The organism is Paenibacillus sp. WC2504, assembly GCF_052682475.1.
The window spans coordinates 390,995-411,406 of sequence record NZ_JBQZFH010000001.1 but is presented as its reverse complement, the minus strand read 5'-3'; the positions used below and the strand labels follow the sequence as shown (position 1 = coordinate 411,406).

Here is a 20,412-nt window from a genome sequence, read left to right as displayed (position 1 = left end):
CTAACTCTTATTCCTCACCCGTCGCAATCGGGTTATCTTCCCAACTGATCCAGTCGCTCCAGCTTCCGCTATAGAGCTTCACATTGTCAAAGCCCGCTTCGCTCAGGCCCAGCACGTTCGGGCAAGCCGTCACGCCGGAGCCGCAATAGACGATGATTTCATCGGCATCGCGCAAGCCGGCAAAATGCTGCTCCTGCTTTGCCGCAGGCAGCCAAGCGCCATCAGCGCCGAGCACGCCTTTCCAGAAGTAGTTCCGTGCGCCGGGAATGTGACCGGCCACTGGGTCAATCGGCTCTTCCAAACCGAGGTAGCGGCGCTCCTCACGCGAGTCCACGAGCACGACACCCGGGCGGCCGAGCTTGTCCTTGACCTCATCCATGGAAGCCAGCATGGTGCGCTGCACTTTCGGCGAGAAGGTACGCGTGTACGCGGCGGTCACTTCATCTGTGACCGGGTAGCCCGCTGTTTTCCATGCGGTGTACCCTTGGTCGAGCACGTACACCTCGGAGTGCCCGAGGAATTTCAGCATCCACCATAGGCGCGAAGCCATGGCTCCGCCTTGATCGTCGTAAGCGACGACGGTTTTGGTACTGTCGATTCCGAGGCTGCCCACGAGGATGGAGAATGCACCGAGGTCAGGGAGCGGATGCCTGCCTCCGTGCGCCATAATGGCACCGGACAGATCCTTTTCCAAATCTACGTATACAGCTCCCGTTATATGATCTTGTTCATAATGTTTTCTGCCAGATTCAGGTTGTCCTAACGCAAAACGGCAATCCGCAATGACGATATTGGCATCGCCCAGCTGCCCGAGCAGCCATGATTGACTTACGATATTTTCCACAGATTATGCCACCTTTCCCTACCTGCAATTAATTCCAGTTACCTCCACTTATTTTATCGTAAAAATGTTGCGCGCGGAAGTTATCTTTGGGACATACGAAAAAGACCGCCGAAGTGGTAATCCTGACAGTCTTCTATGTTGTATTTCATACAACCATAATAGTTTCCTCAGTCTTCCTCCAACAAAGCGGCGACTTGTGCAGTTGTCGTCACTTCCCTTGTATCCTCATGCGGTTTTACTTTACGAATGAAGAAGGCAAGCACTAGCGCAGCAATACTCAGCCATGTAGCGATAATAAAAAGAGTGATTGATTCCGTAGATCGTTGATGCCTGTGTGACTTCCGCCATTTTGGCTTTGTCGCTTGGATCGATTCTGCCCGAGATGATGAGCTCTTTGGCATGAGAAGCAGCTTTGTTCGTCATGAAGGTGACAAGAAGCGCCGTTCCAAGCGCTCCGGAAACGTTACGAAGCGTCTGCGACATCGCAGATCCGTGCGCATTCAAGCTTCGCGGCAGTTGATTCATACCGGCTGTCTGAATCGGCATCATCAGCATGGACATCCCAAACATCCGCAAGGTGTATACCAGCATTAAATGATTGTAAGTTGAATCTGCGGTAAGCCTGCTGAATTCGTAAGTCGTGATGGTCGTGATAATTAAGCCTATGACCGCTAGCCACCGAGCGCCTATTTTATCGAAAATCATGCCTGTAATCGGAGACATAATTCCCATCAGGATGGCTCCCGGCAGCAAAAGCAAACCGGATTCCAATGGTGTAAAGCCCCGGATATTTTGCAGGAAAATAGGAAGCAGGATCATACCCGAGAACATGGCCATCGTGATAATTGCGTTAATAAGCGTTGTTAGAGAGAACATCGGATATTTGAATACTCGGAATTCGAGCAGCGGTGTCTTCCCCATAATCGATCGTAGGACAAAGAGCAGTAAAGAGATACCGCCTACGACGAGACAAACGACAACATCCGCGCTTCCCCACCCATCAGAGCCCGCAGCACTAAATCCATAGAGAATACCGCCGAAGCCAAGCGTGGAAAAAACAACTCCCCATACATCTAGGTTCGGGTTTGATGTTTTTATAACATCCCTCATCGAGAAAGCTCCGAAAATAACAGCGAAGATCGCCAGTGGCAACACGATGTAAAACAAAACATGCCAATGGTAATGTTCCACGACCCATCCGGACATCGTCGGTCCAATCGCTGGAGCAAAAATCATCGCGATCCCCATCATACCCATTGCTTTACCGCGCTCGGCGACTGGGAAAATGGTCAGAACGACAACCGACATAAGCGGCATAAGTACCCCTGCACCAACGGCTTGGACAAGTCGGCCTATCAACAACCAGCTGAAATTCCCGGATAATGCGCAAATAACTGTCCCAAGAGCAAACATAGACGAAGCTACTAGGAATAACTTGCGGGTTGTGAAACGGTTAATAAGATAGGCGCTGATAGGAACGAGAACGCCATTCATGAGCATATACCCGTTCGATAGCCACTGAATGGTGCTTTCATTCACATTCAAGTCAATCATCATTTTGGGCAGAGCTACATTTAAGACCGTTTGACTTAATAACGCCACGAATGCGGCAATAAGCAACGAGGCCATGATTGGTCCCTTACGCAATGTTGCATTCATCATGCTAGTCATCGAGATCATCCTCACCTATGTTTATTATCCGATAGCCATAGCATTATCTCCAGCGATCAGACTCGGTTGGTTCACGCGTGAATAAATCTGATTTCGTCATGACTTGATAACAAGTTTGATGGACTTCTTGGTAGGTACGGAAGATTTGTATAGGGCGCAGCTGATCGTCCGAATGTACTTCCTGATATTATTTCGTATACGAATTATTAGTATGATCCAAACCAGATGATATGTCAATTTTTATATATGACCTCATCTAGAACCTCTTTATTATTTGTTTTTTAGCAAACATTATGAAAATTTTAAATTCAGCCTCGTCAACCAGACGATGCCAAAAAAACCCCATTCCCTCGTAACGAGAGATGGGGGCTGGAAAGGTCAATCTGAGGTAACGATTGCCTGTGATGATAGACAGTCCGCGAGGTCCAGATGACTGAGAAGCAACGATTACCTGTTACGAGTAATAGATCTGTGCAATCTCGTGGTGTAGAAGCGGTGACCGAACTCCCCGCCACCTCAGAATTTGCTGCCCCCATAGATTTAGAGGAACTATGGCCCTCTAAATCTGCAATTCTCGCATATTCCATTTCCTCAGCGGAACTACAGGGCTCTATTTGCCCCAGGAACTCCACATTTCCACCAAATCCGGCGAAATAGAGGCTCATAGTTCCCCTTCATCCATCAAAGGGGCAACTATCGCGCAAATAGCGAACTGTTGCTCCCCTACCGTACTACCGTGCTGCCGACCAGGCAACAGTCAATCGCAGCAATTAATCCCCGATACCAATCGTAGGATTCACAGAATAAGTGAGCCAATCGCTGCGATCTCCGCCCATTTTATCGTAAAAAGCTTGTGCACGCAGGTTATCCGTAGCCGTGGTCCATGATAGATTCGCGTAGCCATGTCTGGCCGCATACCCTTTGCAGGCAGCGAAAAGCTTGGCAGCCGCGCCCTGACCGCGTTCCGCTTCAATAACGTAGAGATCGTTCAGGACCGCTACTTTGGAAGCACGCAATGTACTGAAGGTAAAATATAAGGTCGCAAAACCGACCAATTTCCCATCTTCCGATTCCGCTACAAATTGGATGCCGTCCTTTTGCTCCAAAAGTCGGTGAATCAATCCGTTCAACTTCTCGTCCTCTGGCTGGCGATATTGGTAAAAGTCCACGATATAGGCGATCATTAACGTTTTTAACTGGGAAATATCTTGTATAACAGCTTCACGAACTGTAACTTGGGCCATGGAAATGACCTCCTCATCCAAATAAAATCGTTATCGTTATTGTATCCAAAATCTCCAAAATTCGTCTTTCACTGCTCCTCCATCTCCTTGCGATACAGCAGGTAAATCATCCAGGCAAACACTAGGCAAAACCCCGCAGCCCAATAGAAAATGGACGCCACATGCCTGGATACGCCATAATAAGCGGAGGAGAATAAAATAAAAGCCGTCAAAAGAGCGGGAAAAAACACATGATTCCGGGGACGCCACGCTTGATTAGCATGTTTGGCCTCATTTCGTTCCAGCCGCATAGTGAAGCCTAATCGGTTCTTGTTCAAGAGCAATGCCGTAAGGCACGCAAGCAGTGCGGCATAGATTTTCAGAGGACGATACCAGGAATCCAGGTTGTCAAAATAATCGTAAACGGGAACATCCGTTACTAGCGCCACCCCGATTAGAACAATGAATAAATAAATTGTATAGCCAACTGCTCCAATCAATACGATCATGAGTGCATGCAGCTTGCGCAATCGTAATACATAGTGAACACACATGGCTTCTAGCACGATAGCAAGCATGGGACTCCAAGACTTCGTGTCCACCAGGAACGTAAATAGTTCGACCAAACAGGAGATAACCAAGGTGAAGATGAGCACAAGTGGCCATTTCTTATTCACAGAAATTCGAAATGTATGTAATCCCAGCATGAGCATAGAAAACAGAATACATGTAGTAAATGGAATATGTAAAAGCCAAAGCCAACCCATGCGATCCTCCAACCGATAAAAGAAAAGGTGATAATAAAAGTGGTAAAAGCAAGCTTACCCTGGCGAGTTGTACCGTTAACTAACGCGCAATGCGAGGAGTTATGCACGTGGAAATATCCGTCTCCCTACGAGCTGTACAATTGGCCCTCTTGGGAAACCATGCTACGGGAGCAAACCGAGTTCGCCGACCCGCACATTCGGGCTGAACAGTACCGAGCCGTCGTCGATGCCAATGGCGGGCTATCCGGTTTCGTTCAATTCTTCCCGATTGTCGGCGTCACGCGCTTAGGTCTGGGACTCCGTCCGGATCTCTGCGGAAAAGGCAGCGGAATTGGCGTCCAATTCGTGCAGCTCCTGACCCGTGAAGCGCTGAAGCACGCCCCCGGGCAGGAGGTCGACCTTGAAGTGCTTGTCTGGAATGAGCGCGCAATCCGCACCTATGAGCGTGCTGGTTTTACCATCACGGACACATATGAAAAGCAGACGCCCACAGGCGTATCGAATTTTCACTGTATGGTGTACAACGAGAGCTTATTCAATTAAGCGTCGCCAGAACCCTCAACAACCTCTTCAAATGCATGATCAAACTTGGCAGCGGATTGAAAATCCAGCTCTGTCAAACCGCCCGCATGCCATGACGTAAGCCGCAAGGTCACCATTTTGTAATCGATGGCGATCATCGGATGGTGGTTATCCTCTTCAGCGATACGGGCAACATGATTTACAAAAGAAATACCCTGCATGAACTCTGCGAAACGGTATTTCCGCAAGATCCATTTATGGTCGTCCGTCGTCCAGCCGGCGAGCGCCCCAAGCCTTTGATCAATCTCACGGTCCCCAAGTTTCACGTACTTCCGCCCCTTCCGGTCCTACTTGCTACTTTTACTCAAAATCATAAGCGACCGCCTCGGCTTCGCTCTCACCCGCATACGTGCGCAGCAAATCAAGGAACGGCTTCCCGTAGTTGCGGTATTTGACCTCGCCGACACCCTTGATGCGCAGCATCGCGGATTCCGAAGTCGGGCAGCTTTCACTCATCTCACGCAGCGTGCTGTCGGAGAATATGATATACGGCGGCACTTTCTCGCGTGCCGCAATTTCCCGGCGAAGCAACCGCAGCTGCTCGAACAAGGTATTGTCGACAGCAGCCGCTTTGACCGGCTGTTTGCGCACCTTTTGGTACACAGGCAGCTTCCCTTGAAGCACTTCCGCTGCGGGCTGCATTAATCGGACCACAGGGTACTGGCCTTCGGACAGCTGCAAGAACCCCTCCGAGATCAGCACATTAATCAGATCGGAAATTTCTTTTTCCGGCAAATCCCGCATGATGCCATGCGTCGGCAGTCGATCGAACCGATATTCGACAATTTTCTTCGCTTTCGAGCCCTTCAGTACTGAAGCAACCATCGAGATACCGAAACGTTCATTCATGCGACGGATGCAGGAAAAAATTTTCTGCGCTTCAACGGTAATATCCACGGTATCGCGATCGTCTTTGCACGAGCTGCAGTTCCCGCAGGTGTCTTTGATATTGGTTTCATCAAAATAATGCAAAATGACATTCCGCAGACATCTCGGCGAATAGCAGTAATCGATCATCGTCTGCAGCTTTTTGTATTCGTTGGCTTTGCGTTCAGGCGAAAGCTGGTTCTGCTCAATAAGGAACTTCTGCGTCATAATATCCTGCGCGCTGAACAGCAGAATGCATTCGCTCGGCTCTCCGTCACGTCCTGCGCGACCGGCTTCTTGGTAATAAGCCTCCATATTTTTCGGCATATTGTAGTGGATGACATAACGCACGTTCGACTTATCGATGCCCATCCCGAAGGCATTCGTGGCGATCATCACCCGAATATCGTCATACAGAAACGCTTCTTGCATGTAGGAGCGCTCATCGTCCGTTAAACCGGCGTGGTACTTGCCTGCGGCGTAGCCTTTTTTCCGCAATGACTCGTACAGCTCCTCCACATCTTTACGGGTAGCGGCATAAATAATGCCCGGCTGATGTGTGTGCTCTTTCACATAATTGTGGATGTAATCTCGCTTGTTCTCTCCCCGAAGAATCGTCAGCTCCAAATTATCCCGCGAGAAACCGTTCACAAAGATGCCAGCATCCGACAGGTCGAGCAGCCTCGCAATATCTGCCGTCACTTCGGCCGTCGCAGTAGCGGTAAAGGCCGCTACGATCGGGCGATTCGGGAGCTCACGAATAAACGGAGCAATAGAGACATAGCTGGGGCGGAAGTCATGCCCCCACTGGGACACGCAGTGCGCCTCGTCAATGGCCACAAAGGGAAGATTCAGCGCCGACATCCGCGCGCGAAACCGCTCTGACTCCAGCCGCTCGGGTGCGATATACAGCAGCTTGTATTTGCCCTGCATCGCGCCTTGCATCCGCTGTTCCACTTCTCTGGCTTCCAGCGTACTATTAATGAACGTCGCCGGAACTCCGAGCACGCCTAGGGCATCCACTTGGTCCTTCATCAAGGAAATCAACGGCGAGATGACGAGGGTCACGCCCTCCATCAGCATCGCAGGAACCTGATAGCAGATCGATTTACCGCCGCCCGTCGGCATAATGCCAAGCGTATCCTTCCCCTCAAGCAGATTGGAAATGATATTTTTCTGCCCCTCACGGAATTCCGGGTACCCGTAAACTTGTTGTAAAACCTTCCTTGCCCCATCCAGCATAACTTTTATACACCTTTCTTTAGCTCACTCAAAAATCAGACCAAATAAATGACGGAAACCAGCTTTTCCCCGTCGTGAACCTTCAACACGTGATTACTCGGATCATGGCGAACCGAGCCTGCCCCAACATGCATCACAGGGCTGTTGCCCAATCCATAGAAAATATCGTCAGCCAGCGTACGCAGGCACTCTTCCTGTTCTTCCGGCTCAAGCTCCTGCCAATCGTCCGCGCTCATCTCCAGCAGCTCATAGAAACCATTCACCATCTCAATGCCGCGTACAAAATCAGTGACAATATCCTTATATTCTCTTCCGAATTTAATACCCATTGTATAGTCTCCCTTCGGTAGCTAACCTTCTAGCTTCACTTTATCATATTATAGGTTTGAATGCAGGGTTAACCGTTTTTCCCCCGGATAAAAAAATACCCTTTGGCATAAACTGTGGAAATGGGCAATTTCGGAAAAAATCTGTTACTATGGAAGAAGGAATGTACCGCTCGGAGGGTAGGAAAGCACACATGCTGAAACTGCAGATTCCCAAAAATCGAATGAACTACCTAATCAAGCAAATCCCGCTGCATTTCGATGCTGCCGTATTGGAGCAGGGCTGGGAGTATTATCATAAAGGCCGCGTGGCGGATGTCGATCTGAAAGGCACAAGCATTCAGTCGACGGTTGCAGGCAAGAGACTGCACAACACGACGGTGAACCTAGAGAATTTTCAGGACAGCTCATGCAGCTGCTCCTTCGATGGTTTTTGCCAGCATATCGGTGCTACGTTCTTCAGCTTATATGCCCCCTATGGACGGCCCGAACTGCTGCTGCAACAGTTAAAGCAACAAATATTTGCGCGCAAAAAACCATTGCGAGGCGCCTCTGTGGCACAAGAACGCAAAGAAGCCGCCAAGGCCAATAAACCCGAAGAAGCGGCTTTGCCTGCTGATTGGCATCGTTTTTTCGAGGGGAGATTTCATGGATTCTCGATTTCGCATCAGCACTCCATTGAAACGTTTTATGACTCTGCGTTAGAGTCTTTGCCTGGTTTTGCCGCCGATTGGAAAAGCTCGATGCGCGAAATCTATATGCTTCATATCGTGCTGTTCATGATGCGTAAGATCGAACAATTTTATCAAGAGACCAAAAGCTCTTACTTGTCTTATTATCACGAAAATGGGTGCAAAATCGCCGCAAAAAACTGCGAGGATAAGCTTGCCCAGCTTACTCAAGGGATGGATCTGAACGCCTCCTTCGCGGCTGAACCCAAACATATGCTGGCCACGCTCAAAATGCTCGGTGAATTCGCGCTGCAAGGAAAAGACAGCCCGATTGACTGGCTTTTCGTATATCGCTTCATCTGGTGGAGGCTGTCCGCTCAAACAGCCGCGCAGAAAGAGGAGATTCAGCGCCTCGACGCTCTGCTGTCCAAGAAGGATCAGCCTGCCAAGAAGAAAGATGCACTGATTGCGGCTAGAGCACATTTTCACATTATTCAGGGGGATACAGACAGTGCCTTCAAGCTGCTGGAGCTTTTAGCTCATCCTCATGCCAAGGATTACTTCCTGTACCTGAATTATTATTACAACGATCAGCAGTGGAACGATATGTTGGTCTGGCTCCGCTGGTTGTTCAAGTCGATTGCACAGGCCAATCATGATGATTTCCGGACCTTTTGCCAATATTGGCTCGACACGACCAAGCACTTGGAATCCGACAGCGAATGGGTACAGGTCATGGAGTCCCTGCTGCCTCGCTCCTATTACTATTACACCGCCTATTTGCTGCAGACGAAAAGGTATCGGCAATGGGTTGATTTGCAACTGGCAAACCGTATTTCGCCATTGAATCTATACACGCTGGAGCTAAAAGCGATTGAAGAGCACGATGCCGCTTTGCTCCTCCCTCTGTATCATCAAGCGGCGGAACGTGCGGTTTTGGAGAAAAACAGAGCTTCCTACAAAACGGCTGTCCGGCTGCTGAAGAAGCTGCACAGCATTTACAAACAATTAGGCCAAAACGATCGCTGGGAGCACTATGTGTATCGTTTAGCGGATAAATTCTCACGCTTGCGTGCCTTCCAAGAAGAGCTCAAGAAAGGAAAATGGATTCGATGATCGAAACCAGCGCGCTGACGGTTCATGTAAGCTCCCTCCCCAGCGGCTCCTTGTTTCTATGGGGATCCCGCGAGAACGGCGGCATTTGGGACGCCCTTGATTTGAAAAATATGCTTTTTGCCTGGCACCGCGCTTCTTTCTATGGCACTTTCATGGAACCAAGCGAATGGCAAAATCGCGAAGGCATTGAGCTGCAGCCACTTGAGGCGCTCGATTATTTCAGCGATCCACAGCCTGTGCAGCATTTGCAGCTTAGCTGGCATCAGGACTCCGCGGATTTCATCCGCTTGGCACCTGCGGTTCGCGAGGCATTAGCCACCGGAAGCTTCATGCCGGATTATGAGAAATGGAAGGCCGGCGAGATGGGCTGGAAACTGCAGCTTCCAGAAGAGTTGCAGTCTCTGGAATCGCCAGCCGTTTCCCGCTGGATTCATGCGCTCATCCCCGAATGGGTGGACGCTGACGGCATCATGAAAGACAATCTGCGCAAGCTGGAGGCCGCGTACCCGCTCATGCGGCGAGGCGAACTCGCCGCCGACCTCTGGCTCGACGAGGAAGACTGGCTCGTCGCCATTGGCTGGCGCCAAGACCGGTCGCCGATGCGCACGTGCCTGCAGCTCGCAGAGCCGGACCTGGCGCATGGCGCAGGCTGGCAGCTGCGTGTGCTGCTGCAGGACCGGCTTGCGCCAGACGTGCTGCGCGCGGTGACGCCCACCGGCGAGCCGGTGGCGGGCGAACTGCCACTGCCGGAGGCGTGGCAGCCGGAGCTGAGCCGCGTCGAACGTGACGCGGCCAAATGGCTGCGCATCCTGCCTTGGCTGGATGCGGGCGAAAGCACCCTCCGTCAGACGTTGACGGAGGAAGAAGCTTGGCGCTTCCTCGCAGAGGGAAGCGTTCGGCTTGTGGAGGCCGGGACCAGTGTGTTCCTCCCGGCCTGGTGGGATCGTATCCGCAAGATGAAGCCGAAGCTGCGCGCGAAGATCAAGTCTTCCGTCGGTTCTGGACGGGAGACGATGTTCGGGCTCACCCAGCTGATGCAGTTCGACTGGAAGCTGGCTGTGGGTGATCTGGAGCTGACGGAGGAAGAGTTCCGCCTGCTCCTGGAAGAAAAACGCAAGCTGATCCAGATTCGCGGCAATTGGATACAGCTCGACCCGAAGTTCATGGCTCAGGTCGAGCAGATCATGAAGCAGGTGCAGAAGAAGCAGGGCCTCTCCTTCCGCGACGTGCTCGAGCTGCACTTCGCAGGGGATGCCGCCGGGCTGCTGCCTGCGGAAGATGATCCCGATGCGATGCGCTACATCGAGATGGAAGTCGAGCTGAACGAGCAGCTGCGCCACATGGTCGATCAGCTGACCCAAACGGCGGCAATTCCTACCGTGGAACCGCCGCCAAGCTTCCAAGGCTCGCTGCGCCACTATCAGGTGGACGGCATCTCTTGGCTCTTGTTCTTGCGCCGTTTCGGCCTTGGCGGCTGTTTGGCCGATGATATGGGTCTCGGTAAAACGATCCAGTGGATCACCTACCTGCTCACCGTCAAAGAGACTGAGCAGCCTGCGGCGCCTTCTCTGCTGATCTGTCCAACGTCTGTTCTCGGCAACTGGCAGATGGAGCTGAAGCGCTTTGCCCCTTCATTGAAGGTACATCTGCATTACGGGCCTCAACGGTTCAAAGGAGCCGCCTTCACGGAAGCTGTCGGCAAAGTTGATTTAGTGTTAACTTCTTATACGCTGTCCCATCTGGATGAAGCGGAGCTGGGTGAAATCACTTGGAACTCCATCTGTCTGGACGAAGCGCAAAATATAAAAAATGCTTATACCAAGCAAGCCTCGGCGATTCGCCGTTTGAACGCTTTCCATCGCATTGCCTTGACGGGTACTCCGATTGAGAATCGGCTTACGGAATTATGGTCGATCTTCGACTTCGCGAATCCCGGCTATCTGGGAACGGTGCGCGAGTTTACGCATCGTTATGTGAATGCGATCGAGAAAACGCGCGATGTTGAGATCATCAATAAGGTTCAAAAATTGATCCGTCCCTTCCTGCTGCGCCGCGAAAAGAAAGATCCGGCGATTCAGCTGGACCTGCCGGAAAAAAACGAGTCCAAAACGTTCATCTCACTGACCGCCGAGCAAGGTTCGTTATACGAAAACTACATTCAAGACATGTTCGACCGGTTGGATACGCTCTCCGCCATGGAGCGGCGCGGACTCATTCTCGCTGCTCTGACGAAGCTCAAGCAGGTGTGCAACCACCCTGCCTTGCTGCTCAAGGAAGGCCTGACCGCGCCGTGGAGCGGTCGTTCGAACAAGCTGGAGCGCCTGCTGGAGATGGTGCAGGAGCTGCGCCAAGAAGGCGACAAATGCTTGATTTTCACGCAGTTTGTCGAAACCGGCAACCTGCTTCAGCATGTGCTGCAGCAGGAGCTGGGCGAGACCGTGTTGTTCCTGCATGGCGGAACAACCAAAGCGGGTCGCGATGAGATGATCGCGAACTTCCAGGACAATGCTGAGCGGCCGGCAGAGGAGCAGCGAAATGTGTTTATTCTTTCGCTGAAGGCCGGCGGCATCGGGCTCAATCTGACGGCGGCGAATCATGTGTTCCACTATGATCGCTGGTGGAATCCCGCCGTCGAGAACCAAGCGACGGACCGTGCCTTCCGCATCGGGCAGACTCGCCATGTGCAGGTGCACAAGTTCGTTACGCTCGGCACGCTCGAAGAGCGCATCGACGAGATGATCGAGCGTAAGCTCGGCCTCAGCCAGCAGATCGTCGGCACGGGTGAGAATTGGATCACCGAACTGTCGACAGATGAGCTGCGCGACTTGTTCTCGCTGCGGCGCGAGTGGGTCGAGGCCTAGTTGGTTGTGCTGGCCACGGTGCCTCATTCTCCAGAGAGTGCGCGCATTGTTTGTCGCAATATAAGGGATCTGTAAACCTCTATTCAGGCTTAAATTGGAGCTTTCATAATTGTAGGGGAACTGCGGGGCCTTATTTCAGTGAAATTGGCGTATTGCTAACCAAAAATGACTAAATAGTGGAACGTAGTTCCCCAATGTTTGAGCAGATGGCTATTGCAGCTAAAATAGCGCCTTGTAGTTCCCCTGTACTGTGAAAGGACTCCTATCCACACAAAAAGACCGTCTAGGCAAAAGCGCCTGACGGTCTTTTCTATGTTGCTCACCCTATATCAGTAAATCCAAAAACAAATAATACCCATCACCCAGCGCACAGGAATAGGTCTGAATCTGATGTGAGGTATCCAGATCTGTGTACACTTGTGATAAGATCCCTTGCTTTTGCAGGTTCATCATGAGGATGTTAGAGATGAAATACGGACGCCACGTCCAGTTCGCCCCGCGATAACTGTCGTCTTTATTCCAGGCATCCTCTTTACGTATGTAGTTGGAAGAAATTTGATAGCCGTCCTCCATGCAGATGTAGATCCGTATACAGTTTTCAGTTACCGTTGTGATCGTATGTTCAATAAGCTGATCCGCGTCTTCTGCTGTTAAAATGCGAATGGCCGACTGGGTGACTGCTTCCAAACTTTGATGAATGGCAGAGAGATGACGGTTCCGCTGAAATTCCCCTTGGCTAAAGAGGCCCATTTCCTCTTTCAGCATAGGTTTAAACACATCCTTATGCTGCAAATACGGCTCTGCCTTCGAAAAGAGATAACCTTGCACATATCTCGCACCAACTTGCAGTGCGCTGTGCAGCTCCTGCTTCGTTTCAATGCCCTCGACAAGCAGGGAGGCGCCCATTTGAGCTGCCAAGATGGAAAAGGATTGCATTAATGCTTTGTAACCCGCATGAATCGCGCTTTTTTTCAGTATATTAAGATCGATTTTCAATATTTTTGGCTGCAAACTGGCGATGCGATCGAAATTGCTGAACCCGCTGCCTACATCGTCTATTGCGATAATGCAGCCGAATTGCCGATATAACTCTACAATTTGGGTAAGCTCTTGCAGCTTTCCTGTAAATTCTTCTTCGGTAACTTCTATCACGATACGTGCAGGATTTATGTCATATTTCCGCAATAGTTCAATCGTCGGCAGCACGCCTGTGCGCTTGTAGGTCCGATAGATCCATGAGGGTTTTAAGTTAATGAATAATAAACTTTCATCTTGTGTAGAGGCAAGCTGTTCAATAGCCCGCTCCCTTAAGTGTCGATCAATGAGAAGCTGCACATCTTCCGGAATTTCAGGATTTTTGAAAAAAGGCCCCAAGCTTTCGACAATGTCCTCCCTAATTCGCCTTCCCAACGTCTCATAGCCGATAATTTCCTGCGTCTGAAGAGAGAGTATAGGTTGGAAGAATGGACGTACTTCATGTCTCAGCGGAATCCTGCTGTCTTTAACCTGCACGGTGTGCGCCCTCCTCCTGTGAAACCTTCATGTACTCAAATGTTACATAAACTATGTAATGAATAGTATTGTAAACGACATTGTCGGTTCTTGCAATGAATTCATGGAAGAAAACATAACATGATTGATTTTTAGAGGAATATTGTTGAGTCTTGTCGAATTTCAAACGAATTCCCATTCATTTTATTCTATGTAGAATTCAGGTGACCAAGTGGCTATGAAAACATTCACGAGATCGCGAATCTCCATGCTATACGTTATTTTAATCGTGGCGTTACTTGCTTTTGTCAGTATATCGAACTATATTGCTTCCCGTAACATGGAAAGTGAAAGCGATGCGATCGTGAATGATGCCATTCCGATCTCCAAGACTACGAACAGTCTGCTGACCGACTTAATTAATCAGGAGACCAGCATTCGCGGTTTTGAATTAACGGGCAATGAACAATATTTGGACCCCTATACCGCAGGCAAAAAACAGCTGGAAGAAGATCTGGACAAGATCCGTATTTATGATAAAAAGTATCCGACTCTCCAACTCATTATGGATACGCAGGCCATACCGGCGATCACCAATCTGCAGCGCTTTTTTGACAGTCAGCTAGAACTCATTCGCGCAGGCAAAACGGATGAAGCTCGAACCCGGATCAACTCAGGCAAAACGATGATGGATCGTTACCGTGTCATCCACACGAGCATCGAGAAAACAATTGTGCAAATCACAGAGGACGCCTACAACTCTTCTCTCAAAGCTGGCCAAACCTCTCGTACGATTACCATGGTTGGGGGCATTATTGCACTCATCGCAGGCGTGATGTCCATCTTCATCTCCTTCCGGGCCATTCATGCCGAAGAGGAGCTTCGTAAAAGCGAGGAAACTTATCGGTATATGGCTGAGAGTCTCGAAACCCAGAATGAGGAGATCATTGCACAACAGGAAGAGCAGCAAATCACTTTGGCCAAGCTATCCGAAAGAGAACGGGATCTTGAGCTGATCTCTTCCTACCAAGAGAAACTCACCGGTTACGTGGAGCTTAAGGATTTCTTGAAGCACACGCTGCCAGCACTGCTGAATTCGCTTCTGCAGGATGCGGCTCTTGTTGTCATGAAACGCGACCCCGAACCGGGTAATGGCGATACTGGAGGTATTGGCAGTACTGGCGGCACTGGCAATCCTACCTATGAAATCATTCATTCAATCGGATACCCGAAGGAACATATTCAGGTTCATCAGAACGAGTTATTTGGACCGGCAAGACGTGTTTTTGAAGAAGGCACGAACCTGGTGCACACGCGTGATGTAACCGGGCATGAGAAGGGTGTCCATGGCGGGATGATGCATGCCGTCGATCATTACGTTCCTCTGCTTGACGACAAACAGACGGTCATCGGTTTCTTGCTCCTAACGAGCTACCAAAGCTCCGTGTTCCAAGAAAACAACCAACGCCTGACGAAGGGCTTGGTCCGTCAGTTCGGCTTGGCATTTTTCGCTCAAGTAATGAATGACGAGAGAGTGAAGCAAGCTGCCCATTTGGCGGAATTGAACGACGAGCTTATTGCCGAGAAGCTGTTAATTGAAGGACAGCGCGACTTGATTCAAAATATTTTGGAATCGGCGCACGAAGGCATGATGATGTGTGACTCCGAGGGGACCATCCTTTTCGCGAACCATCGGATGAGCCGCTATTTTGGTTTGAATGAACGCATCGGCGAGAATTTGGTAGCTAGCTGCCACGAGATCGCAGCTGAAACCCCGAGCTTCTTCGGCGCAGCTTCTTCGATCGAAGCGCTGATTAACGGAGCACATACGCATCTGACACAGCGATTTGGTTTCGTATTGGATGATCAGCCCCAGCATGCTGAGCTGTATGCAACTGTCGTCAGTGAAGATACGGAGCAGCAGGGTTATCTCTTCGTTTTCCGTGACCGAACGGAAGAAGAACGCGTCGATGAAATGAAAAATGAGTTCATTTCCATCGTCTCCCATGAGCTGCGGACTCCTTTGGCGAGTGTGCTTGGCTTCATAGAGATTCTACTCCATCGTGAGCTGCCGCAAGATAAACAGAAGAAATACATGGAGACGATTTATAAGGAAGCTCATCGTCTCTCGAATTTAATCAATGATTTCCTTGATTTGCAACGTATGGAGTCCGGGCGGCAGTTATATCACTTCTCCCCGATCAACTTACTGCCGACTGTCCAGGACATCGTTGATCAGTGGCAGGATAAACAAAACCACAACATCGTCATCCATCAGCAGGAACCGGAACTCTGGGTGCGGGCAGATGCGGATCGAATCCGGCAAGTTTTCCATAACCTGATCAGCAACGCAATCAAGTATTCTCCGGGCGCGGAACGCATCGATATTTATTTATCCGCAGAGAACGGCAAAGTTGTTGCTTCCGTGCAGGATTACGGGCTCGGCATCCCTGAGGAAGCGCATGACCAGATGTTCTCCAAGTTTTTCCGTGTCGATAACTCCGACCGACGTCAAATTGGCGGAACCGGCTTAGGGCTGGCCATTGTGAAAGAGATCGTTGAAGGGCACAGTGGACAGATCTCCTACGAGTCTCAAATGGGTGCGGGCACTACCTTCCGGATTGAATTCGACCAGTATCAGCTATCTTCCATGGAAGGGAAAATCGTTATTTTCGAAGATGATGATGATCTCGCCAAGCTGATCCAAATTGCGTTGAATAAACTGAATCTTCCCTCCATCCAATTGCGCTCTGCCGAAGAGGGAATTATCGCATTAAACCGTTGCAAAGGTGAACCGATTCTGTTCATTGTCGATATCCATCTAGAAGGTGTAAAGAACGGATGGGATTTCATCGCCGACTTATCCAGGCATCCTTTGTACTATCAGACACCGGTTATTGTTTCTACCGCACTGGATCAACCGCATGACTTCCATGAGAAAGAAATTCAGAAATATCTCAAAAAACCGTTCTCCATGGAGCGTCTAGTCCAAGTAGCGAAAAATTTACTCGATAATAAGAAAAGCAATGCGTACGTTTTTCCGGCTCAGGACAAAGATTCTCTCTCTACTACTTTGCAGCGCAACGGCATCGACGTGGTCGAGATGAAAGAAAATTTGGATATGATTGAGGTTGAAATTAAAAGGCCTTCTAGCTAGACTGCCATCTCTCCTCCTCCCGTTCGGGGGTGGAGAGATTTTTTTATTGTAAAGCAACAGGGATTTCTCTGCCCGGCAGCCAATATACTAGAGAAAAATGAATTCATTCACGCAGGAAGGGTGACCTTGGTGGCAAAGCTTGAACCCGCATCCAATTCTATGCAGACACGCAGCGCTTGGACACTGTTCTTCTCCTTACCGATATTCGCTTGGGCCATGTACGATTTCGCGAACACGATCTTCTCCTCCAATATCGTGACGGTCTTTTACCCTTTTTATTTAAAAGAAACGTTAGGAAAAAGCGAAGAGTTGAATCAGATAGCCAGCACCTTCATCACGTACTCCAATGCTTTATCCAGCTTATTTCTCGTCCTGCTCTCCCCTTTATTCGGGGTGTGGATCGACCGCACGGGTAGAAAGAAGGCCTACCTTGTTCCCTTTACGCTCATTGCCATCGCGGCGACTCTGCTCATGGGCACTTCGGCCATCTGGCATACCGATCAACAGTGGATGGGGCTTAACACCTCGATTTTAGGCGTGATTTTCTTCTTCATGATCGCCAAATTCTTTTATAATTCCAGCTTAATCTTCTACGACTCCATGATTTCGGATCTGGGCAGCGAGCGTGAAATCCCCATTATTTCCGGTGTAGGCGTAGCCGTTGGATATGTAGGGACGCTAGTCGGGCTTGTCGTTTTCCCTTTAATTAACGGCAATCATTATGAAAACACATTTATTCCTAGTGCGCTTATGTTCCTGCTATTCTCCCTGCCGATTATGTTTCTCTACAAAGAGAAACCGCTCAAGCCGGTAAGCGAGAAAAAGTCACTTCTAAGCGGCTACCGCGAGATTTGGGCAACATTCAAGGAGGCGCGAAAATATCAGGCCGCTTTCTTGTTCATGATTGCTTACTTCTTCTTTAATGACGCCATTGCCACAGCCATCGCCGTCATGGCGATTTATGCGAATACAGTGATGGGCTTCACAACGGGGCAGTTCATTCTCCTCTACTTGGTTTCTACCGTATCCAGCATCATCGGCTCTTTCCTCTTCGGTTATGTCACCCGCAGTGTCGGGCCAAAAAGAGCCGTCACGATCGTTGCCTTCGTACTTATCATCGCGATAGCCATTGCGGCCTTAGCGACCAGCCAAAGCCTGTTCTGGGCTGCCGGCAGTCTCTACGGCGTGTCGATGGGCGCCATGTGGGTAACATCACGGACCATGATCGTGCAGTTGACGCCTGTGGAGAAACGCGGCCAGTTTTTCGGCCTTTTCGCATTCTCCGGCAAGGTATCCTCGATTGTTGGGCCTGCTCTGTACGGATCCATTACCTTGGCGCTCGCCTCCACAGGGAACTTCGCCAGCCGCGTCGCGCTTGGCTCGCTTCTGGTGCTAGTCGTGATCGGACTCATCGTGCATATGCGGGTTCCGCAGAAATTGCATTCTTCTACTTAGTTCGTGTACAATAACTTTTAATCATAAGCGGAAAGGAGTGAGGGATATGAAGGGTCCTGTGATCGTGCAGAAGCAGAATCGTTTCCTATTTCTCATTTCTATTAAACACTAAAGCATTCGTTGCTTTAGTGTTTTTTTTCGCTCTGCAGCCGTCCTAATCTCACGGGCAGCGTTGATTTTGAAACAGTACAAAGATAGGGAAGAGAAACCAATTGTCTGATGGGAGGAGAGATCCATATGCGGTACAAACGAGTCCTCATTAAGCTAAGCGGCGGGGCAGTTGCGGGAGAAAGCGAGTTCGGTTTCGATCCGAAACAACTGGATCATATTGCCAATGAAATTATGACGGTTGTTCAGTTAGGTGTTGAAGTGTGTCTTGTGATTGGCGGGGGCAATATCTTCCGCGGCAACATGGGCGAGAGCTGGGGCATTGAGAAAGCGGAGGCTGACAATATCGGAACTCTCGCTACCGTAATCAACAGCTTGATGCTGCGCGGTGTGCTGAAGGCGAAGACCGACGCGGAAGTGCGCGTCATGACGGCCATTCCGATCGCCTCCGTGGCAGAGCCTTTTATCCGGCTTAGAGCCATTCATCATTTGGAAAAAGGGTACATCGTTATTTTCGCAGGGGGCAATGGACAGCCTTTCGTCACTACAGACTATCCCTCGGTTCAGAGAGCTATCGAAGTAAACTGCGAAGCGATCCTCGTTGCGAAGCAAGGCGTTGACGGCGTGTTCGACAAGGATCCTAAACATCATAAAGAGGCCCTACAATACAAATCTCTCCACTACAACGACGTCATCCACCACAATTTGAAGGTCATGGATCAATCTGCCTTTATTCTGGCTCGGGATTATCATATTCCCATCCATGTGTTCAATTTCGACAAACCCGGCTCCATGAAAGAAATATGTGCAGGACAAAATACAGGTACGATCATCAGCGGCTCCTCGGAGCTTATTTATCAGCAGGGGTAATGGAACTGTATTTTCGACGAAATAACGCCCTGTAGTTCCGCTCACTAGGCACGACGAGACGCACAAAAGGATAGAGCACAGTTTTAACAACTGCCACTCTATCCTTCTTTATTTTACTCGTTTTGGTCCAGCATCAACACGTAGTAATCGTTCGCGTTCTTCGTTCTAAAGCCGCAAGATTCATACAAACCCAGCGCCTTCTCATTTTCGACCGAAACTTCGAGTTTGATCAAACCCGCCTGATGCTTCATCTTCAGCTCACCGATTGTCAGACTCAAGATCTGGCGTCCGTAACCCTGACCTCGACGCTCCGGCAGAACGCAAAAGCCATAGATGAATCCGCTGGCATCCGTCTCGATCATAGCTCCGATCTTACCAATCGGCACTTTCTGTTCCCCGTGCCCGAGCTCTGCGATCCAGGTTCTTTCCTTGTCGCCGGTAATCGTTTGGTTCACGTATTCTCTCGTATCCGCTTCCGGCATTTGAAAGCCTGACATGTTCAGCTGAACAAGCAGCTCGGTATCCTGTACATCGGCGGAGCGCAGCGTCAGCGGTTCTTCACCGGTTTGCGGCACGCCTTCCGCGCCCTCCTGAAGCTCCATCACGTATTCAGAGAAACGATAGTCCGCGCCAAGCTTCGTTAAAAAAGCCTTCCCGCTCACCGATCCCCGTTCATTAATGAAAATCGCCTTCGGCACCCTTCGATGTCTGCACGCTTCCAACGCCGTCTGAACCAATTGCCCAAAGATACCTTGGTTTCGCGCCTCCGGGTGCACCATTCCGCTAATTTCCACTTCCGTGGACAGAAAAGAATATATCGCTAGAAAACCGACAATCCGGTCATCCCGGTAAAATAAAAAGTCATTCGTCACGCCCGGCGGACGATCCGATAATGTCCCCCAGTTTAGTTTAATCTCGATATGGTCATGGCGGTTACATGTCTCCCATAAATCCCGAACTTCCTTCAGCTCCTGCGGTGACAGTCCTGCCTTTGCAAATATGCCTTGTTTCAATAGATTGTCCTCCATACACACTGAGTTTTTATCCTACTGCCATTATACATGTCTATTCTTCAGCGTGGTAAGCTAATAAATGATTTTACATAAAGTTTCGTGCACCGTGAACGATTGATCCCCGTTGTTCGTACTATCTAAGAATTCA

General features: G+C 49.9%; 14 protein-coding genes and 1 pseudogene. 6 read left to right on the top strand and 9 right to left on the bottom strand.

Annotated elements, in window-relative coordinates; all coding sequences use genetic code 11:
* Nucleotides 1-7: 7 nt before the first annotated feature.
* The 4 genes and pseudogenes from ACUN27_RS01840 to ACUN27_RS01825 all read right to left on the bottom strand — a co-directional run bounded on the left by ACUN27_RS01840 (nucleotide 8) and on the right by ACUN27_RS01825 (nucleotide 4,415).
* Nucleotides 8-844, bottom strand: a complete 837-nt coding sequence (locus tag ACUN27_RS01840; protein ID WP_315954550.1) for a sulfurtransferase — start codon at nucleotides 842-844, stop codon at nucleotides 8-10.
* A 167-nt stretch (nucleotides 845-1,011) separates the two neighbouring features.
* Nucleotides 1,012-2,524: pseudogene (locus ACUN27_RS01835) on the bottom strand (DHA2 family efflux MFS transporter permease subunit).
* Between the two features lie 761 nt (nucleotides 2,525-3,285).
* Nucleotides 3,286-3,759 (bottom strand): GNAT family N-acetyltransferase, encoded by a 474-nt coding sequence (locus ACUN27_RS01830; RefSeq protein WP_326063737.1) that lies wholly within the window; start codon nucleotides 3,757-3,759, stop codon nucleotides 3,286-3,288.
* 68 nt (nucleotides 3,760-3,827) lie between these two features.
* The gene (locus tag ACUN27_RS01825; RefSeq protein ID WP_445558304.1) at nucleotides 3,828-4,415 is read right to left on the bottom strand and encodes a hypothetical protein; all 588 of its coding nucleotides are present in this window, start codon (nucleotides 4,413-4,415) and stop codon (nucleotides 3,828-3,830) included.
* A gap of 129 nt (nucleotides 4,416-4,544) precedes the next feature.
* Between ACUN27_RS01825 and ACUN27_RS01820 the strand changes: the two genes are divergently transcribed.
* The gene (locus tag ACUN27_RS01820; RefSeq protein ID WP_445558303.1) at nucleotides 4,545-5,048 is read left to right on the top strand and encodes a GNAT family N-acetyltransferase; all 504 of its coding nucleotides are present in this window, start codon (nucleotides 4,545-4,547) and stop codon (nucleotides 5,046-5,048) included.
* Here the strand turns inward: ACUN27_RS01820 and ACUN27_RS01815 are convergent.
* From ACUN27_RS01815 to ACUN27_RS01805, 3 genes are read right to left on the bottom strand one after another with little or no spacing between them, the layout of a single operon-like run.
* A complete protein-coding gene (locus ACUN27_RS01815; RefSeq protein ID WP_445558302.1) occupies nucleotides 5,045-5,353 on the bottom strand; it encodes a 4a-hydroxytetrahydrobiopterin dehydratase in 309 nt (102 codons plus the stop codon). The genes ACUN27_RS01820 and ACUN27_RS01815 overlap by 4 nt on opposite strands.
* Before the next feature lie 34 nt (nucleotides 5,354-5,387).
* A complete protein-coding gene (recQ, locus tag ACUN27_RS01810) occupies nucleotides 5,388-7,196 on the bottom strand; it encodes a DNA helicase RecQ (RefSeq protein WP_445558301.1) in 1,809 nt (602 codons plus the stop codon).
* A gap of 35 nt (nucleotides 7,197-7,231) precedes the next feature.
* On the bottom strand, nucleotides 7,232-7,525 hold the full coding sequence (locus tag ACUN27_RS01805) for a hypothetical protein (protein WP_315954543.1): 294 nt from the start codon (nucleotides 7,523-7,525) through the stop codon (nucleotides 7,232-7,234).
* 191 nt (nucleotides 7,526-7,716) lie between these two features.
* Between ACUN27_RS01805 and ACUN27_RS01800 the strand changes: the two genes are divergently transcribed.
* Both ACUN27_RS01800 and ACUN27_RS01795 read left to right on the top strand, forming a co-directional pair.
* Complete coding sequence (locus tag ACUN27_RS01800; RefSeq protein WP_315954542.1) at nucleotides 7,717-9,309, top strand: SWIM zinc finger family protein; 1,593 nt, start codon at nucleotides 7,717-7,719, stop codon at nucleotides 9,307-9,309.
* Nucleotides 9,297-12,170 (top strand): DEAD/DEAH box helicase, encoded by a 2,874-nt coding sequence (locus tag ACUN27_RS01795; protein ID WP_445558300.1) that lies wholly within the window; start codon nucleotides 9,297-9,299, stop codon nucleotides 12,168-12,170. Before ACUN27_RS01800 ends, ACUN27_RS01795 begins: the two co-directional genes overlap by 13 nt.
* Nucleotides 12,171-12,494: 324 nt before the next feature.
* Here ACUN27_RS01795 and ACUN27_RS01790 read toward each other — a convergent pair whose 3' ends face one another.
* Nucleotides 12,495-13,682 carry an EAL domain-containing protein gene (locus ACUN27_RS01790; protein ID WP_445558299.1) on the bottom strand — a complete coding sequence of 396 codons (1,188 nt, stop codon included), beginning with the start codon at nucleotides 13,680-13,682 and terminating at the stop codon, nucleotides 12,495-12,497.
* 217 nt (nucleotides 13,683-13,899) lie between these two features.
* Here ACUN27_RS01790 and ACUN27_RS01785 point away from each other — a divergent pair, with 217 nt between their 5' ends.
* The 3 genes from ACUN27_RS01785 to pyrH all read left to right on the top strand — a co-directional run bounded on the left by ACUN27_RS01785 (nucleotide 13,900) and on the right by pyrH (nucleotide 19,251).
* Nucleotides 13,900-16,818 (top strand): ATP-binding protein, encoded by a 2,919-nt coding sequence (locus ACUN27_RS01785; RefSeq protein WP_445558298.1) that lies wholly within the window; start codon nucleotides 13,900-13,902, stop codon nucleotides 16,816-16,818.
* A gap of 159 nt (nucleotides 16,819-16,977) precedes the next feature.
* Nucleotides 16,978-18,273, top strand: a complete 1,296-nt coding sequence (locus tag ACUN27_RS01780) for an MFS transporter (protein ID WP_445560588.1) — start codon at nucleotides 16,978-16,980, stop codon at nucleotides 18,271-18,273.
* Nucleotides 18,274-18,510: 237 nt separating this feature from the next.
* Nucleotides 18,511-19,251, top strand: a complete 741-nt coding sequence (pyrH, locus tag ACUN27_RS01775; protein WP_127456781.1) for a UMP kinase — start codon at nucleotides 18,511-18,513, stop codon at nucleotides 19,249-19,251.
* Between the two features lie 113 nt (nucleotides 19,252-19,364).
* On the opposite strand, the gene ACUN27_RS01770 is transcribed toward pyrH, so the two are convergent.
* Nucleotides 19,365-20,264, bottom strand: a complete 900-nt coding sequence (locus ACUN27_RS01770) for a GNAT family N-acetyltransferase (protein ID WP_445558297.1) — start codon at nucleotides 20,262-20,264, stop codon at nucleotides 19,365-19,367.
* Nucleotides 20,265-20,412 lie beyond the last annotated feature (148 nt).

What these genes read in the sequence shown, in the direction of transcription:
- ACUN27_RS01785 (WP_445558298.1), top strand. Translation starts at nt 13,900, where the DNA reads ATGAAAACATTCACGAGATCGCGAATCTCCATGCTATACGTTATTTTA.
- recQ (WP_445558301.1), bottom strand. Translation starts at nt 7,196, where the DNA reads ATGCTGGATGGGGCAAGGAAGGTTTTACAACAAGTTTACGGGTACCCG.
- ACUN27_RS01800 (WP_315954542.1), top strand. Translation starts at nt 7,717, where the DNA reads ATGCTGAAACTGCAGATTCCCAAAAATCGAATGAACTACCTAATCAAG.
- ACUN27_RS01830 (WP_326063737.1), bottom strand. Translation starts at nt 3,759, where the DNA reads ATGGCCCAAGTTACAGTTCGTGAAGCTGTTATACAAGATATTTCCCAG.
- ACUN27_RS01795 (WP_445558300.1), top strand. Translation starts at nt 9,297, where the DNA reads ATGGATTCGATGATCGAAACCAGCGCGCTGACGGTTCATGTAAGCTCC.
- ACUN27_RS01780 (WP_445560588.1), top strand. Translation starts at nt 16,978, where the DNA reads ATGCAGACACGCAGCGCTTGGACACTGTTCTTCTCCTTACCGATATTC.
- pyrH (WP_127456781.1), top strand. Translation starts at nt 18,511, where the DNA reads ATGCGGTACAAACGAGTCCTCATTAAGCTAAGCGGCGGGGCAGTTGCG.
- ACUN27_RS01805 (WP_315954543.1), bottom strand. Translation starts at nt 7,525, where the DNA reads ATGGGTATTAAATTCGGAAGAGAATATAAGGATATTGTCACTGATTTT.